General features: G+C 73.1%; 13 protein-coding genes. 4 read left to right on the top strand and 9 right to left on the bottom strand.

Translation table 11 applies throughout. The features are described 5' to 3' along the window. Positions 1-34 precede the first annotated feature (34 nt). Positions 35-1,528: a DNA-binding protein NsdB gene (locus tag ACZ404_RS10120; RefSeq protein WP_468437882.1), complete on the bottom strand. Its 1,494-nt coding sequence runs from the start codon at positions 1,526-1,528 to the stop codon at positions 35-37. 310 nt (positions 1,529-1,838) lie between these two features. Between ACZ404_RS10120 and ACZ404_RS10125 the strand changes: the two genes are divergently transcribed. Together ACZ404_RS10125 and ACZ404_RS10130 are read left to right on the top strand one after the other, a co-directional pair. Continuing rightward, positions 1,839-2,984: an aminoglycoside phosphotransferase family protein gene (locus tag ACZ404_RS10125; RefSeq protein WP_468437884.1), complete on the top strand. Its 1,146-nt coding sequence runs from the start codon at positions 1,839-1,841 to the stop codon at positions 2,982-2,984. Between the two features lie 255 nt (positions 2,985-3,239). After that, positions 3,240-5,213, top strand: a complete 1,974-nt coding sequence (locus ACZ404_RS10130; RefSeq protein WP_468437886.1) for an N-acetylmuramoyl-L-alanine amidase — start codon at positions 3,240-3,242, stop codon at positions 5,211-5,213. A gap of 19 nt (positions 5,214-5,232) precedes the next feature. On the opposite strand, the gene ACZ404_RS10135 is transcribed toward ACZ404_RS10130, so the two are convergent. From ACZ404_RS10135 to ACZ404_RS10165, 7 genes are all read right to left on the bottom strand, one after another. Then, positions 5,233-5,730: a hypothetical protein gene (locus ACZ404_RS10135; protein WP_468437888.1), complete on the bottom strand. Its 498-nt coding sequence runs from the start codon at positions 5,728-5,730 to the stop codon at positions 5,233-5,235. 762 nt (positions 5,731-6,492) lie between these two features. Then, complete coding sequence (locus tag ACZ404_RS10140; RefSeq protein ID WP_468437889.1) at positions 6,493-7,395, bottom strand: universal stress protein; 903 nt, start codon at positions 7,393-7,395, stop codon at positions 6,493-6,495. Positions 7,396-7,533: 138 nt separating this feature from the next. Beyond that, a complete protein-coding gene (locus ACZ404_RS10145) occupies positions 7,534-7,776 on the bottom strand; it encodes a DUF397 domain-containing protein (protein WP_468437891.1) in 243 nt (80 codons plus the stop codon). A gap of 92 nt (positions 7,777-7,868) precedes the next feature. Next, positions 7,869-9,035: a thiolase domain-containing protein gene (locus ACZ404_RS10150; RefSeq protein ID WP_468437893.1), complete on the bottom strand. Its 1,167-nt coding sequence runs from the start codon at positions 9,033-9,035 to the stop codon at positions 7,869-7,871. Next, positions 9,032-10,102 carry a thiolase domain-containing protein gene (locus tag ACZ404_RS10155; RefSeq protein WP_468437895.1) on the bottom strand — a complete coding sequence of 357 codons (1,071 nt, stop codon included), beginning with the start codon at positions 10,100-10,102 and terminating at the stop codon, positions 9,032-9,034. The genes ACZ404_RS10150 and ACZ404_RS10155 overlap by 4 nt, the downstream gene beginning before the upstream one ends. Beyond that, complete coding sequence (locus ACZ404_RS10160; protein WP_468437897.1) at positions 10,099-11,040, bottom strand: Zn-ribbon domain-containing OB-fold protein; 942 nt, start codon at positions 11,038-11,040, stop codon at positions 10,099-10,101. The genes ACZ404_RS10155 and ACZ404_RS10160 overlap by 4 nt, the downstream gene beginning before the upstream one ends. 113 nt (positions 11,041-11,153) lie before the next feature. Beyond that, entirely contained in the window at positions 11,154-11,954 is an 801-nt protein-coding gene (locus ACZ404_RS10165) for a crotonase/enoyl-CoA hydratase family protein (RefSeq protein WP_468437899.1), read from the bottom strand. A 180-nt stretch (positions 11,955-12,134) separates the two neighbouring features. Between ACZ404_RS10165 and ACZ404_RS10170 the strand changes: the two genes are divergently transcribed. Then, positions 12,135-13,748, top strand: coding sequence for an acyl-CoA synthetase (locus ACZ404_RS10170; RefSeq protein WP_468437900.1), 1,614 nt, complete (start codon positions 12,135-12,137; stop codon positions 13,746-13,748). A 34-nt stretch (positions 13,749-13,782) separates the two neighbouring features. Here ACZ404_RS10170 and ACZ404_RS10175 read toward each other — a convergent pair whose 3' ends face one another. Further along, positions 13,783-14,619 (bottom strand): alpha/beta fold hydrolase, encoded by an 837-nt coding sequence (locus tag ACZ404_RS10175; protein ID WP_468437902.1) that lies wholly within the window; start codon positions 14,617-14,619, stop codon positions 13,783-13,785. Positions 14,620-14,816: 197 nt separating this feature from the next. On the opposite strand from ACZ404_RS10175, the gene ACZ404_RS10180 reads away from it, so the two are divergent. Then, complete coding sequence (locus tag ACZ404_RS10180) at positions 14,817-16,385, top strand: amino acid permease (protein WP_468437904.1); 1,569 nt, start codon at positions 14,817-14,819, stop codon at positions 16,383-16,385. Positions 16,386-16,417 lie beyond the last annotated feature (32 nt).

Genomic DNA, 16,417 nt, shown 5'->3' on the forward strand with positions numbered 1-16,417 from the left:
GCCCGCGTACTGAGGAACACGGCGCACAGGCCGGCTAGGCCGGTGCGCTGCCTTCGCTCTTGCCCTTCGGCTGCGGCAGGGCGAGCCGGATCTCCTCCCGCAGTTCGTGGATCTTCGGGTATCCCGCGTACTCGGCCGTGAGTCGGTACATCTGCCGCAGCCGGTCCCAGGTGCGGCGGGAGGAGTTGGAGCCCATCGACATCAGGGCCAGGCGTGCATAGCGGTCGGCCTGCTCGGGGTCGTCGGCGATGAAGCAGGCCGAGGCCATGGAGAGATGGTCGAAGATCTTCGACCGCTCCCGCCCGTCGACCCGCAGGGCCAGCGCCTTCTCCGCGTAGTGCTGGGCGTGCGGGGCCGCGCTCGGGTCGGACTCCGCGAGGGTGCGGTAGGCGAGGGCCTGCATGCCGTACAGATCCTCGTCCTTGAAGGTCTGCATCCAGTCCGGCGGTTCCGTGTCCTGCCGGTCGGAGACGAAGAGGTCCTCCGCCTGGCCGAGGGTGCGGCGCATCGCCTGGCCCTTGCCCATGGACGCCTGCGCCCAGGCCTCGATGGTGTGGAACATGGCCTTCGTACGCGGCTGCAGCCGCTCCCCCGCGCCGGACTGGGCGAGCTTCATCAGGTCCAGCGCGTCGTCGGGCCGGCCGAGGTGGACCATCTGACGGGCCGCCCGGGACAGGGCCTCGCCGGCGCGCGGCCGGTCACCGCCCTCCCGGGCGGCATGGGCGGCGATGACGAAGTACTTCTGGGCCGTGGGCTCCAGGCCGACGTCGTGGGACATCCAGCCGGCGAGGACGGCGAGGTTGGCGGCGACGCCCCACAGGCGCCGCTGCAGATGGGGTGGATGGTGGTAGGCGAGCATGCCGCCCACCTCGTTGAGCTGGCCCACGACCGCCTTGCGCTGGAGCCCGCCGCCACGGGCGGCGTCCCAGGCGCGGAACACCTCGACCGAACGCTCCAGTTCCTCGATCTCCTGCGACCCGATGGGGGCGGCCTCATAGCGGTCGAACCCGGCGGGGTCGGCGTGCAGGGGGTCGTCGAGAACGGGGGCGTCGGCCCTCAGGGTGGGGTCGGTGTGCAGCCAGTCGTACATGGCGCTGCTGAGTGTGGATCCCGCGGCGAGCGCGGCACCCGCGCCCACCAAGCCGCGTCGGTTGAGCATGAGGTCCATTCCCGTGAATTCGGTGAGGACCGCGGCCGTCCGTTCGGGCGCCCACGGCACGCCGTCGGGATGTTCCGCATTCCCGTCGCCCTGCCGTTTCCCCGAGCGCCCGTGCCGGACCAGACCGAGGTCCTCGATGGTCACGACACGGCCGAGACGCTCGGTGAACAGGGCCGCCAGCACCCGCGGCACGGGATCGCGCGGGATCTCTCCCATGTCGATCCACCGCCGCACCCGCGAGGTGTCGGTCGACAGCTGGGGGTGGCCCATGGCCGCCGCCTGCTTGTTGACCAGCCTCGCGAGTTCGCCCTTGGACCAGCCGGCCAGGCCGAACAGGTCCGCGAGGCGGGTGTTGGGTTGTCCGCTCACGTCAAGCCCCCAGGTTCTCGGCTGAGTTGACAGTAGCCCGGTGGAGGTTGCCGAGCGAGTATTCGCCAGGGTTCGCCAGGGTGCGCCAGATGGTGTGCCACTGGGCATCGGGTGTCGAGTAGGAACGCGCCACCCCGACCCGGTCGCCACTCTCGTGTGACGGCATATGACGGGCACACTCCCCAGGGTGTGCCCGGGCGGCCGGGCCGGGTGGGCGCAGCCACGAACGAGCCGCACGCCGGAGCGCGTGCGCTCGCCACATGGACTTACAGGCAGGCACCGCAGGCACACGAAGGGATCTGTATCTCCCATGTACGCAGCATCGTCCTCCGTGTCCGCTCCGCCCCGGCCACTGCGTCCCCGCCCGGCGGGCGGCGGACCGTACCTCGACCCGGCGGCGCGGCCGGCCGCCCCCGTGCTCGGCGCGGGCCGGCCGCGGCGGGTCCCGGGACAGCCCGGGTCCCAGCCGCTCAGCGGGAGGCTCGACCTCTCGGGTCCCCAGGGAGCGCAGTTGCGCACCGCGCTCGCGTCGGTGCACCGCATCTGTCCGGAGTTCGCTCCGGTGCAGGTGCTGCGCCGCAGCGGCCGGTCCGTCCTCCTGGTCGGGACGACGGGACGCAGCACGGCCGTGGCCAAGTGTCTGCTGGACCAGTCGCCCGCCTGGGCGGAGCGGATCCGGCACGAAATAGCCGCATACCGCTCGTTCGTCCGGCACCGCCCGCCGGTGCGCGTGCCGAGACTGATCGCAGCGGACCCGGACAACTGCACCCTGGTGATCGAGCGGATGCCGGGCCGCGTGGCGGCGCTGCAGCGGCATCCGGTCGAGGCCCCGCCCCGGCCGGACATTCGGGCCGGGCTCGGCGCGATCTGCCGGCTGAACGCCTGGCGTCCCCCGGCAGGCACCTTCGACGCCCCCCTGGACTACGCGGCGCGCATCTCGCGGTATCACGAGCTGGGCCTGCTGACCGACCGGGACCTGGGCGACCTGCAGAAGCTGCTGCACGGCATCGCCCACGCGGCGGGCCGGCAGGGGATGGGCCAGTTCTGCCACGGCGACGCCCTGCTCTCGAACATCCTGCTCTCACCGGCCGGTCCAGTGCTGGTGGACTGGGAGCACGCGGGCTGGTATCTGCCGGGGTACGACCTGGCGACGCTGTGGCTGGTGCTCGGGGACGCGCCGGTGGCCCGGCGGCAGATCAGCCAGATCGCCCAGTCGGCGGGCCCGGCCTCCCGGGACGCCTTCCTGGTGAACCTGATGCTGCTGCTGACCCGGGAGATCCGGACGTACGAGACGGCCGTACAGCGGTCGATGCAGGACACGGCCCCGGCGGCACCGGGCACGGCCCACCCGGGTGCTGCGCCGTCCGGCGAGGAACAGCGGCTGCTGCTCAGGCGGCTGCACGACGACTGCCAGCTGGCCCGGCGGGCCGTGCGCGCGGCGGTCGGCACTCGCTGACGGGGACGACGGATCCGCGGTGCGCCCAGAGCGGCGGCGCACCGCGGATCCTCGTGTGCGCACCCGGGGCCACTGGTGTATGCCACTGACGCCCCGCAGGCCCGTGCATCGCCGTTCCGAAACTCGCCGAACCCCTTCGTGACATGGGAAATCGCCTCCGTGGAGGCATCATTGACGGATCGTCGGCCAGCCGGTACCACTGACCCAGCCCGGCGCCGCGCGCCCCGCCACGCCCGCCCGTCACAGGAGGCCGCATTGCGAGGATCCGCCACCGACCCCACGTCCACGCCCGGCCACAGACAGCGCAGACGGACCGCGGGCACGCTCGCCTCCGCCGCCCTGCTGCTGCCGCTGCTCGGCGCGGCCCCGGCGCACAGTGCTCCCGAGTCCTCGGCCGGCCGGCTGCAGCACGCCTTCGCCGCCGCGGCCGCCGAGTACCACGTGCCGCAGAGTGTCCTGCTCGGCGTCTCCTACCTGCAGTCCCGCTGGGACTCCCACGCCGGGGCGCCCAGCGTGTCGGGCGGCTACGGCCCCATGCATCTGACCGACGCGCACACCGCGCTCGCCACCGCCGAGCACTTCGCCGAGGGCACCGAGGACGCGCGCGGCGACAGCGCCCGCCCCGCCCTGCACCCCGGCATCACGGTGCCGGCGGACTCCGTGCTCCCGGCCCGCCTGAAGACCCTGCCCAGGGCCGCCGAGCTGACCGGCATCCCGGCGGCCGACCTGCGCACCGACCCGGCGGCCAACGTCGCGGGCGGTGCCGCGCTGCTCGCCGCCGCGCAGAAGGACCTGGGCGAGCCGCTCAGCAGCGACCCGGCCGCCTGGTACGGCGCGGTGGCCCGCTTCTCCGGCGCGGACGACACGGCGACCGCGGCTGCGTACGCGAACGACGTCTACGACGTCCTGCGCACCGGCGAGGCGCGCACCACGGACGACGGCCAGCTGGTGTCCCTGGCCGGCCAGCCGCGGCTGGCCGCCGACACCGCCCAGCTGAAGCGGACCGGTCTGCGCACGGTCCCGGCGGACGACGTGGAGTGCCCGCGGTCGGTGTCCTGCGAGTGGATCCCGGCGCCCTACGCCCAGTTCGGCAACGACGACTACGGCAACCACGACCTCGGCGACCGCCCGGTGTCGCAGGACATCAAGTACATCGTCATCCATGACACCGAGGGCGCCTGGGACGGGGTCATGAAGCTGATCCAGGACCCGACCTACGTGTCCTGGAACTACACCATCCGCTCCACCGACGGTCTGATCGCCCAGCACGTCAAGGCGAAGGACGTCGCCTGGCACGCGGGCAACTGGGACGTCAACGCCCGGTCGGTCGGCATCGAGCACGAGGGTTTCCTCGCGGCGCCGGACGCCTGGTACACGGAGGCGATGTACCGCTCCTCGGCCCGGCTGGTGCGGTACCTGGCGCACCGGTACGGCATCCCGCTGGACCGGCAGCACATCCTGGGCCACGACAACGTGCCCGGCCCGACCACCTCGACCGTCCCCGGCATGCACACCGACCCGGGGCCGTACTGGGACTGGCGGCACTACTTCGAGCTGCTGGGCCAGCCCTTCCGGCGCACCGGCGGGCCGCACGCGGGCCTGGTGACGATCCTGCCGCAGTACGCCGCGAACCAGCCGGTGTACACGGGCTGCACCGCCAAGGGCCTGCCGTGTCCGGCGCACGGCTCGAGCGAGGTGCGGCTGTACTCCGACCATGACGAGAACGCGCCGCTGATCAAGGACATCGGGCTGGGCACCGCGCCGACCGACGGGGTCAACGATCTGTCCTCCCGGGTCTCCACCGGGCAGCAGTACGCGGTCGCGGACCGCTGGGGCGACTGGACGGCGATCTGGTACCTCGGCCAGAAGGCCTGGTTCCGCAACCCGCCCACGCAGCACACGGCGGTGCCGGCGTCCGGTCTCGTCGTCACCCCGAGGGACGGTCTCGCGAGTGTCCCGGTGTACGGCAGGGCGTACCCGGAGAAGGAGGCGTACCCGGCGGGGGTGCCCGCGCAGTCGGTGGTGCCGCTGCCGTACACGATCCCGGCCGGGCAGCGGTACGTGGTCGGTGACGTGATGCCCGGCGAGTACTACTACGCGGTCACCTTCACCACCGACTCGCACCGGGTCGTGATCGGCAAGGACCTGTACTACGAGATCCAGTACGGCCACCGGGTGGCGTTCGTGCGCGCAGCGGACGTCCGCCTGGAGGTGCCGGTGGGCCGCTAGGGCGTGTTTGCGGCCGTCGTCAGCCCTGCTGGAAAAGCTCCGCCGGGAGCGGCTTCAGCAGGGCGTACAGGTCGTCGGTGATGGGACGGTCCCAGGCGGCGATGGTCACGAGGACGCCGTCGCTGCGGTCGAACTGGACGCAGGAGATCCGGCTCTCCGAGAGCTTCAGGCGGCGCACGATCAGCAGGTTGTCGCCCTGCAGGACGGGGGTGTCCTCGACGCCGACGACGGTGACCTCCTCGTCGTTCTCCAGCGCGAGCAGCAGCTGGCCCACCTCGAAGGGGATCTCGCCCTCGGGAACGTCCCGGGCCGGGGAACCCTCGGGGAGGTTGCCGATGATCATGGCGGGGCCGCGACCGCCGAACAGGTCGTAGCGCAGGAAGACGCCCTGGCAGGTGCCGTCGGGGGCGGGCAGCAGGCCCGCGCCGAGGTTGCCCGGCCAGTCACCCGGGTCCATGGCCAGCACGTCGAAGTCGGGTCCGGCGGGGGTGGCGCTGCGGCGGCGGAGGAACGACATGCGGCCATGGTACGTGCCCCCACCCCTCCACCGACGCCCGGACGCCCTCTGCGGACCACAGAAGAGTCGTTGCGCACACCGGCCCCGACACGAAACGACATCGCCCAGGCGCCCACCCCGTCCCCGAGGGCCACCCACGCCTCCCGCACGCTCCCCCACCCCCGCACCCTCGCGGGACGCCGGCCCTCCTGGGCGACGGATCGTGGCGGCCAGCGGCCCCTCACGGGCGTCCGGTTCTCGCGGGCGTCTGGTCCTCGCGGGCTCGCCCATCGGGCGGGCGTCCCCCATGCGGACGGCTGGTCCCCGCGGGACGCTCAACCCTCGCCGGACGCCGACCCCTCACCGGGCGCCGACCCCTCGCGGGACGTGGATCGTCGCGGGCGTCTGGTCCTCGCGGGCTCGCCCCTCGGGCGGGCGTCACCCATGCGGACGGCTGGTCCCCGCGGGACGCTCAACCCTCGCCGGACGCCGACCCCTCACCGGGCGCCGACCCCTCGCGGGACGCCGGCCCCTCGCGGGACGTGGATCGTCGCGGGCGTCTGGTCCTCGCGGGCTCGTCCATCGGGCGGGGGTCACCCATGCGGGCGGATGGTTCCCGCGGGACGCTCACCCCTCCCCGGGGCACCCCCCTCGGCGCGCCCTCGCCGCCGGGCGAGGCGCCCACCGGTCGGAGGCGGACGCCGCTGCATCACCGTGCGGCGGTGCATCGGGCGGCGCGAGGGGCGCCCCCGCACCGGACCGCTGCTCGCCGCTAAGCGCCCCTCACTCCTCCGGTGGGGCCGGGGGTACCACCGCGATCGGGCTCGCCGCGTGGAGCAGGGCCGCGTGGGTGACCGAGCCCATCATGCGGGCCGGGGCGAGGAGGCGGCGGCGGTGGCGGCCGACGACGAGCAGCTTGGCGTCCCGCGAGGCGGCGACGAGGTGGCCGGCCGCGTCGCCGGGCAGGACGCGGACGTCGGTGCGGACACCCGGGTGGCGCTCGCGGTGCGGGGCGAGGAAGCCCTCGGCGAGGACGCGGGTCTCCCGCTCGACGGCGTCCTGGTCGACCGGGGGCGGCACCAGCTGGCCGGGCGCGGACCAGGTCTGCACCGGCCACGGGTAGGCGGAGATCGCCTCCAGGCGGGCCCCGCGCCCGGCGGCCTCGGCGAAGGCGAAGTGGAGGACGGCCTCGTCGGGACTGTCGGCGTGCAGGCCGACGACCACCCGGGGTCCGGGCTCGGCCGGCCCCTGGCCGTGCACCTCGCGGCCGGGCCGGGGCACCACCACCACGGGGCACTCGGCGTCCCGCGCGGCGGCCAGCCCGTTGGACCCGAGCAGCAGGCTCGCGAAGCCGCCCCGGCCGCGTGAGCCGAGCACCAACAGCTGGGCGTCCGCGCCGAGTTCGGGCAGTACCGCCCCCGGCACCCCTTCCAGCGCCACGTACTCCACGGCCGGGCCGTCCGCGTCGTCTCGCAGCCGGGCGCGCACCTCGTCGAGCACAGGGTCGCCCTCGGCGTCCGGGGGGCCGGCGACCAGGACGTCGGCCTGCCCCCAGGCGGCGTACTGCCGTACGTGCACCACCCTCAGCGGTGCCGCGCGGCGGCGGGCGGCGTCCAGAGCCCAGTCCAGGGCGCGCAGGCTGTCCTCGGACCCGTCGACCGCGGCGATGACCGGCGCACTGCTCATCGTTGCTCACCTCCGGAACGCGACCTTCCCCTTGCTGGGGCCAGCCTGGCTCAGGCCAAGGCCCCTGCCGGGCGCTGCTGATCGCGTGTCCGGATTTCCGCGCGGAACACCCCCGGTTCGGCTCCCGCCCGGAATCGCTCAGGTGAGGTCGAACTCCCCTTCCCGCGCCCCGGAGACGAACGCGCCCCACTCCGCGGGTGTGAAGATCAGGGACGGGCTCTCCGGGCGGTCGCTGTTGCGCATCGCGATGAAGCCCTCGACAAAGGCGATCTGGACATCCCCCAGACCTCGGCTGCTGGACTGCCACTCGGCCTTGCTGAGATCCAGCTCCGGCTTGTCCCAGCCCGCGAGCGGCTTGTGCTGGGTGATGGTCTCGGCCACGTCCGTGCTCCTCCCGGTTCGTCGTCCGCGGCCAGCCTAGCGACCGGTTCCTACCGCCGACAGGCCACGTGAGGAGGACTTTCCGGACGCCTTCACGCGTCGGGGGGCTCAGCTCCCACGAGCCACATGGAGAAGAACTGGGAGCCGCCGCCGTAGGCGTGTCCGAGCACCTTGCGGGCGCCGTCCACCTGGTGTTCTCCGGCCAGCCCGCGCACCTGGAGGGCGGCCTCGGCGAAGCGGATCATGCCGGAGGCGCCGATGGGATTGGTGGACAGCACCCCACCGGACATGTTGACGGGCAGGTCGCCCTCCAGTTCGGTCACCCCGGACTCGGTGAGCTTCCAGCCCTCGCCCTCCGCGGCGAAGCCGAGGTTCTCCAGCCACATGGGCTCGTACCAGGAGAACGGCACGTACATCTCGACGGCGTCGATGTCCCGGCGCGGGTCGGCGATGCCCGCCTGCCGGTACACGTCGGCGGCGCAGTCCTTGCCGGCCTGCGGGGAGACGAAGTCCTTTCCGGCGAAGAGGGTCGGCTCACTGCGCATGGCGCCGCCGAGCATCCAGGCCGGCGGCCGCGGCGCCCGGGCCGCGCCGGCCCGGTCCGTCAGCACCATCGCGCAGGCGCCGTCGGAGGACGGGCAGGTCTCGGAGTAGCGGATGGGGTCCCACAGCATGGGCGAGGCCTGGACCTTCTCCAGGGTGATGTCGTGCTCGTGGAGGTGGGCGAAGGGGTTCTTCAGCGCGTTGCGCCGGTCCTTGTAGGCGACGAGGGAACCGACCGTGTCGGGGGCGCCGCTGCGCCGCATGTACGCGCGCACGTGCGGCGCGAAGAAGCCGCCCGCCCCGGCGAGCAGCGGCTGCTGGAAGGGGATGGGCAGGGACAGCCCCCACATGGCGTTGGACTCGGACTGCTTCTCGAAGGCGAGGGTGAGCACGGTGGGGTGGACGCGGGCCGCGACCAGGTTCGCGGCGACGAGGGCGGTGGAGCCGCCGACCGAGCCGGCGGTGTGCACCCGCAGCATGGGCTTGCCCACGGCGCCCAGCGCGTCGGCGAGGTACAGCTCGGGCATCATGACGCCCTCGAAGAAGTCGGGCGCCTTGCCGATGACGACGGCGTCGATGTCGGCCCAGGTCAGCTCCGCGTCCTCGAGGGCGCGCAGGGCGGCCTCACGGACGAGTCCGGCGATCGAGACGTCCCGGCGGGCGGCCACGTGCTTGGTCTGGCCGACGCCGACGACGGCCACGGGCTCCTTGCTCATCGGGGATCCCCTTCGAGTACGGCGACCAGGTTCTGCTGGAGGCAGGGGCCGGAGGTGGCGTGGGCGAGGGCCCGGTCGGACTCCCCGCGGTGGATGCGGGCGGCGGCCTCGCCGATGCGGACGAGTCCGGCGGCCATGACGGGGTTGGCGGCGAGGGCGCCGCCGGAGGGGTTGACGCGCACGCCGTCGCCGAGCCGGAGGGCCTTGCGCAGCACCACCTCCTGGGAGCTGAACGGCGCGTGCAACTCGGCGGTGTCGACCGGCCGTTCGAACGCGCCGGCCTTCTCGGCGGCCAGCCGGGCGGACGGCGAGTCGGTGAGGTCGCGCACCCCGAGGCCGTGGGCCTCGATGCGGTGGTCGATGCCCCGGATCCAGGCGGGCCGCGCGCACAGCTCGCGGGCCCGCTCTCCGGCGGCGAGGACCACGGCGGCGGCGCCGTCGCCGACGGGCGGGCAGTCGCCGGTGCGCAGCGGCCGTACGACGTACTCGCCGGGCGGCGCCTCGCCCCGGAGCTGGGCGTGCGGGTTGGCGGCGGCGTCGGCCCGGCTGCGGGCGCCGACGGCGGCGAGCGCGGGCTCGTCGGTGTCCCCGGCGTCGATCAGCGCCTGCGCCTGGAGCGCCGCGAGGGCCACGGAGTCGGGCCACAGGGGGGCGAGGTAGTACGGGTCGAGCTGCCGGGTCAGCACGTCCCGGACCGAGCCGGGCGAGCACTTGCCGTAGGAGTAGACGAGGGCGGTGTCGGCGTCGCCGGTGAGCAGCTTGGTCCACGCCTCGTACAGCGCCCAGGCGCCGTCCATCTCGACGTGCGACTCGGAGATCGGCGGCCAGGCGCCGACGCCGTCGAGGGCCAGGGTGAAGGAGAAGGCGCGGCCGGCGAGGTAGTCGCTGGAGCCGGAGCAGGTGAAGCCGATGTCCGCGGTCTTCAGCCCGGTCCGGTGCAGCACCTCGTGCAGCACCGGCATGAGCATCTCGACCTCGGAGGACTCCTCGGTGGAGCGCCGGTGGTCGGTCTGGGCGAAGGCGACGACGGCGATGTCCCGGGTGCCGGGGGGTTCCTCGCGGGTCACAGCAGCTCCTTGTACGTCTCGTAGTCCGCGTCGGGTTCGCCGGTGGGGCGGTAGTGGTCGGGGTAGCGGGCGCCGTCCGTCCACACCGGTTCGACACGCAGGCCCATGCGCACCTGGTCGTAGGGGATGCCGCCGATGCGGGCGTGCAGGGCGAGGTCGGCGCCGTCGAGGGCGATGTGGGCGTAGACGTACGGGACCTCGATGTCCAGGTTCTTCGCCTTGATGTTGACGATGCAGAAGGTGGTCACTGTGCCCCGGGGCCCCACCTCGACCTGTTCGGATGTGGCGACGCCACATGTGGGGCACGCACCCCTCGGCGGGACGTACACCTTGCGGCAGGAGGGGCAGCGTTCGCCGACGGTGCGCCGCTCGGAGAGGGCGTTGATGTAGGCGGTCTGGGCGCGGCCGGGCGAGTAGGTGTAGTCGAGCCGGGCGGGGGCGACGATGCCGGTGAGCGGGTCCTCGAAGTCACCCGCGTGAACGGCGACCACGGTGTCGTCGCCGTCGTACGGCTCGAAGCAGGCGATGTCGGTGATGGCGCCGGTGCGTTCCCCGGCCCAGCGGATGCGCACCCGCATGCCCGTGCGCACGGCGTCGGGGCCGGGGGCGTCGAGGGCGTGCAGCAGCGCGGTGTCGGCGCCGTCGAGCCGGACCAGGGCCCAGGCGAAGGGGGTGGTGAGGGGCTGGCCGCGGCGGGGTTCGTGGTTCCAGGCCCAGGTGGTGACCGTACCGGTGGAGGCCACGGGCACGAGGTCGCGGATCTCCTCGGCGGTGTCGGGGTCGTACTCGACGGGCGGGACGAGGATGCGGCCGTCGGCGGTCCTCACCCCGAGGACGACGCGTTCGCGCAGGCCGGTGAGGAAGGCGCTCTGGACGGGGCCGAGGGAGCGGGTGAAGGGGAACTCGACGACGAGGGGTGCTGTGAGGACTTCGGGCATCGGGAACGTGCCTCCTTCGGGAAGGTCGGTGAGGTCGCGCCCACGGGGCGCGGGGATCTGCGCGACCAGCCACGCACGGCCCGCGGTGTCCGAACCGCACCTCCGGCGGAGCGCTACGCGCGCTTGTAGACGGGGGGCCGCTTCTCCGCGAAGGCGCGGGCGCCCTCCTTGGCGTCGGCGGTGTCGAAGATCGGCCATCCGCGGGCGAGTTCGGCAGCGAGGCCGTCGGTCTCGGTCATCTCGGCGGTCTCGTACACCGACGCCTTGACGGCCTCGACGGCGAGCGGTCCGCAGGCGTTGATCCGCTCGGCGATCTCCAGGGCCGCGGCGAGCGCGGTCCCGTCGGGGACGACGTGCCCGATCAGCCCGATGGCGGCGGCCTCGCGGGCGGTGTACGGGCGTCCGGTGAGCAGCATCTCCAGGGCGTGGGTGCGCGGGATCTGGCGCTGCAGCCGGACCGTGGAGCCGCCGATCGGGAACAGGCCGCGCCGGACCTCGTACAGCCCGAAGGTGGCGGACTCGCCGGCGACGCGGATGTCGGTGCCCTGGAGGATTTCGGTGCCGCCGGCGACGCAGTGGCCCTCGACGGCGGCGATCACCGGTTTGCGGGGGCGGTGGTGGCGCAGCATGGCCTTCCAGTGCAGGTCCGGGTCGGCCTTGAGCCGGTCCCGGTGGTGCTGCCCCTGCATGCCGCCGCCGGCCAGGGCCTTGAGGTCCATGCCGGCGCAGAAGGCGCCCCCGGCTCCGGTGAGGACGATCGAGCGGACCTCGTCGTCCTCGTCGGCCTCGATCCAGCCGTCGTACAGGCCGACGAGCATCGGGAGCGAGAGCGCGTTCCTGGCGTCGGGCCTGTTGAGCGTGAGCACCAGTGTGGCGCCTTCGCGTCGCACGGTGAGGTGTTCCGTCCCACCCATGGGCCATCTCCCCTCGGTCAGAACGAGAACAGGTTGCAGGAGGCGGGGAGGCACTTCAAGAGTTTTCTGACAGACAGTCAGATTTTCTGGTGCAGACCCTTCACAGTTGGGGCGGCCTTTGCTCTGATGACCGGCGAACCGACAGATGCCAGGGAGCGGTGCCCGGGGTCAGGAGGAGCGGTGGAGTACAACCTTGCCGATCTGTTCGAGTCGGTCGTCGACGTGGTCCCGGACCGCGAGGCGCTCGTGTACCTCGACCACCCCGGCACCGGCGCGGAGCGCCGCCTGACCTACGCGGAGCTGGACGCGGCCGCGAACCGCATCGCCCACCATCTGATCGACAGCGGCATCCGGCCCGGGGAGCACCTGGGCCTGCATCTGTACAACGGGGTCGAGTACCTGCAGACGGTGCTCGGCTGCCTGAAGGCGCGGATCGTCCCGGTCAACGTCAACTACCGCTATGTGGAAGATGAGTTGGTCTACCTCTACCGGGACGCGGATCTGGTCGCGCTGGTCTTCGACGCGGAGTTCGGGGAGCGGGTGGCGGCGGCGCTGCCGCGTGCGCCGAAGCTGCGGCATCTGCTGCGGGTGGGGACGGGGACGGCCGGTGTGCCGGGCGCGGTGCCGTTCTCCGAGGCGGAGGCGTCCGGGGCGCCCGGGCGGGGCTTCCCGGCCCGGTCGGGGGACGACCAGTTCATCATCTACACCGGCGGGACGACCGGCATGCCCAAGGGGGTGATGTGGCGCCAGGAGGACCTGTTCTTCGCCGGGCTGGGCGGCGGGGCGCCCACGGGCGAGCCGGTGAAGAAGCCGGAGGAGCTGGCCGAGCGGGTGGCCGCGGGCGGGTCGGGGATCACCTTCTTCCCCACTCCCCCGCTGATGCACGGCACCTCGACGCTCACCGCGTTCATCGGCTTCCACTTCGGTCAACGCGTCGTCCTGCACCGCAAGTTCGTGCCGGAGGAGGTGCTGCGCACGATCGAGCGGGAGCGGGTCACGAGCGTGTCGCTGGTCGGCGACGCGATGCTCCGGCCGTTGATCGACGCGCTCGCCGGGCCGCTGAAGGGCACGGACTGCTCGGCGCTGTTCAGCGTCTCCTCCTCGGGCGCGATCATGTCGGAGACGGTGCGCCGGCAGTTCCGGGAGCTGGTGCCGAACGCCATGCTGCTGAACAACTTCGGCTCCTCCGAGTCCGGCTTCAACGGCACGGCGACGCAGGACTCCGGGCCCGAGCGCGGCTTCCGCATCCGGGTCAACTCCCGCACCAAGGTGGTCGATCCGGTGACGCACGAGCCGGTCGCCCCGGGCGAAGTCGGCCGGGTGGCCCAGTGCGGGCACGTCCCGCTCGGCTACTACAACGACCCGCGGAAGACGGCGGAGACGTTCTTCGAGAAGGACGGGCGGCGCTGGGTGCTGCTCGGCGACATGGCGACGGTGGACGAGGAGGGAGTCGTCACCGTCCTCGGCCGGGGCTCGCAGTGCATCAACACCGGGGGCGAGAAGGTGTACCCGGAGGAGGTCGAGCAGGCGCTCAAGGCCCATCCGGACGTGTACGACGCGCTGGTCGCCGGAGTGCCGGACGCCACGTGGGGCAACCACGTGGCGGCGGTGGTGCAGTTGCGCGCGGGAGCCCGCCGACCCTCGCTGACCGACATCCAGGAGCACTGCCGCACCCGGCTGGCCGGGTACAAGGTCCCCCGTCAGCTGGTGATCGCGCAGTCCATCCGGCGGTCCCCGAGCGGCAAGGCGGACTACCGGTGGGCGCGGGAGGTGGCGGTCGCGGCGGACCGGTAGGCGCCGCGACCCACCGGTCCGGGCCGGCCCGTCCTCACCCGTCCAGGAAGGCCCGCGTGCGGCGTACGAAGTGCTCCGGGTCGTCGAGCCACGGGTAGTGGCCGGCGCCGGGCTGCACGGTGACCTCGGCGTGCGGGAAGGCCGCGGCGGCGCGCCGGGCGAGGTCGGGGCGGGGGCCGCCGTCGAGTTCGCCCGCGTGGACGAGGACCGGGGCGGTCAGGGCGGCGAGGGCGGCCCGGGTGGCCTCCGGGGTGAAGGCGCCCCCGGCGAAGTAGCGGTCGCCCGCCTCGTCGTTGGTCTCCTCCTCGGCGGCGGCGTCGTGGGCGCGTGCGGCGTCGTCCCAGCGGCCGTAGAAGAACGGCACGAAGACCTCGTCGAAGCCGGCCTCCCCGGCCAGCCAGGCCTCGAACGCGGGGAAGGCCTCGGCGAACCACGGCTCGCCGGCCCGCAGCCGTGCCGCGGCCAGCCTGTCCTCGGGCGTCGTGCGCAGACCGAGGGCCGAGGGGTTCGGGGTGATGAGCAGCAGCCGGCGGACCCGGTCCGGGTGGCGGGCGGCGTAGAGGGTCGCGAGGCAGGCGCCGGCGGAGTGGGCGAGTAGATCCATGTGCTCCAGACCCATGTGATCCCGCCACACCTCGACGTCGTCCACGAGGCGGTCGCAGCGGTACGTCGCCGGGTCGGCCGGCCGGCCGGAGTCACCGGTGCCCCGCAGGTCGAGCAGGGCCAGCCGTCGGTGCGCGGTGAGTCCGCCCAGGTCACCGAGGTAGGCGGAGGCGCGCATGGGGCCGCCGGGTATGACGGCGAGGGGCGCTCCCTCGCCACGGAGGTGGTAGGCGAGTCGGGTTCCGTCGGCGGCGGTGAAGATCGGCATGCACTGATCATCCGGCTCCACCGGACCCGGTCGCAACGCCCGACAGGCAGGCCCGGTCAGGGCCCGGCCCGTAGCGGGGCTGCGCGGATGCGGGAGTGAGATGTTCGCCGCGGGTCCGACACGGACGCGTGACGTGACCGAAACGGGTCGCTCCTAATTTCTGTCAATCGACAGGAATCCAGCGACAGGGGTCCGCCATGACCGCGACCGCACCCTCAGAACCACCCTCGTCCCCCGCCCCTCCGGCGCCCGCGGAGGCCACCGAGCTCGCAGCGTTCGGCTATCGGCAGGAGCTCCACCGCAGCATGGGCCGGTACGCGTCCTTCGCCGCCGGCTTCTCCTTCATCTCCGTGCTGACCACCGTCTTCCAGTTCTTCGCCTTCGGGTACGCCTTCGGCGGCGCCGCCTTCTTCTGGACCTGGCCCGCCGTGCTCCTCGGCCAGTTGCTGGTGGCGGCGTGCTTCGCGGAACTCGCCGCCCGTTACCCCCTCTCGGGAGCCATCTACCAGTGGTCGACCCGGCTGAGCACACCCGCCTTCGGCTGGTTCGCAGGGTGGATCATGGTGATCGGCCAGATCGTCGTCGTGGCGGCCGCGGCACTCGCGCTCCAGGTCGTGCTGCCCGCCATCTGGTCCGGGTTCCAGCTGGTCGGCACAGACCCCTCACCCGTCACCTCGAGCGGGGCGGCCAACGCCGCGCTGCTGGGTGTGCTCCTGCTCGGGCTCACCACCGCGGTGAATGTGCTGGACAACCGCATCATGTCGGCGATCAACCGGATCGGCGTGACAGCCGAGATCATCGGCGCGTGCCTGATCATCCTGCTGCTGTTCACCCACGCGGAGCGCGGACCCGGGGTCACCCTGCACACCGGGGGGCAGGGCGGCGCGATCGGGGCGCTCCTGGTGGGCTCCTTCACCGCTGCCTATGTCCTGATCGGTTTCGACAGCGCCGGGGAGATGAGTGAGGAGACCCGCCTGCCGCGCCGGACGGCGCCTCGGACGGTCCTGACCGCCCTCGCCTCCGCGGGCGTGCTGGGTGGCCTGCTGCTGCTGGGCGGCTTGGTCGCCGCGCCGAGCATGACCAACGGCCGGCTGGCGGGCGAGGGACTGAGCTACGTCCTCACCAGCAGCCTGGGCAGCGGTGTCGGCAAGGTGCTGCTGGCGGACGTGGCGGTGGCGATCGCGGTGGCGACGCTGGCGATCCAGACCGCCGGGTCCCGGATGCTGTTCTCCATGGCGCGGGACGGCTCGATCCCCTTCTCCCGGCGGCTGGCGAAGGTTTCTCCGCGCACCGGTATGCCGGCCGGTCCGGTCCTGGTCGTGGGGTGCGCATCGGCTGCGCTGTGCCTGCTGAACTTCGTCTCGCCGGACGCCTTCCTGGCGATCGGTACGACGTGCATCGCGATGCTCTACCTCGCTTACGCCATGGTCACCGGTCCGCAGCTGTACCGCCGGTTGCGCGGCGGTCCTGCCGGGGACGACGGCTGCGACGAGACGGGGCGTCCCCTGTTCTCACTGGGCCGTTGGGGCGTGCCGGTCAATGTCCTCGCCGTGGTGTACGGGGTGCTGATGACCGTGAATCTGTCCTGGCCGCGGGCCGCCGTCTACGACCCGGCGGGCGGGCACTGGTACTTCCAGTGGTTCACCCTGCTGTTCCTCGGTGCGACCGTCGTGCTCGGCGCGGCCTACCGGTGGTATCGCCGTCGTTCTCCGGTCGCGGGCAAGGCGCGGGCATCGGATCCGGTCGAGGAACCCGTCGAGGTCTGACCTGGCGGTGCAGGGGCGCCAACGGCACGGGA

It is taken from the genome of Streptomyces sp. NPDC030798 (assembly GCF_055572275.1).

Bases quoted from the DNA above. Each gene is read 5' to 3' on its own strand.
- ACZ404_RS10125 (WP_468437884.1), top strand. From the start codon at position 1,839: ATGTACGCAGCATCGTCCTCCGTGTCCGCTCCGCCCCGGCCACTGCGT.
- ACZ404_RS10135 (WP_468437888.1), bottom strand. From the start codon at position 5,730: ATGTCGTTCCTCCGCCGCCGCAGCGCCACCCCCGCCGGACCCGACTTC.
- ACZ404_RS10140 (WP_468437889.1), bottom strand. From the start codon at position 7,395: ATGAGCAGTGCGCCGGTCATCGCCGCGGTCGACGGGTCCGAGGACAGC.
- ACZ404_RS10150 (WP_468437893.1), bottom strand. From the start codon at position 9,035: ATGAGCAAGGAGCCCGTGGCCGTCGTCGGCGTCGGCCAGACCAAGCAC.
- ACZ404_RS10160 (WP_468437897.1), bottom strand. From the start codon at position 11,040: ATGCCCGAAGTCCTCACAGCACCCCTCGTCGTCGAGTTCCCCTTCACC.
- ACZ404_RS10165 (WP_468437899.1), bottom strand. From the start codon at position 11,954: ATGGGTGGGACGGAACACCTCACCGTGCGACGCGAAGGCGCCACACTG.
- ACZ404_RS10175 (WP_468437902.1), bottom strand. From the start codon at position 14,619: ATGCCGATCTTCACCGCCGCCGACGGAACCCGACTCGCCTACCACCTC.
- ACZ404_RS10180 (WP_468437904.1), top strand. From the start codon at position 14,817: ATGACCGCGACCGCACCCTCAGAACCACCCTCGTCCCCCGCCCCTCCG.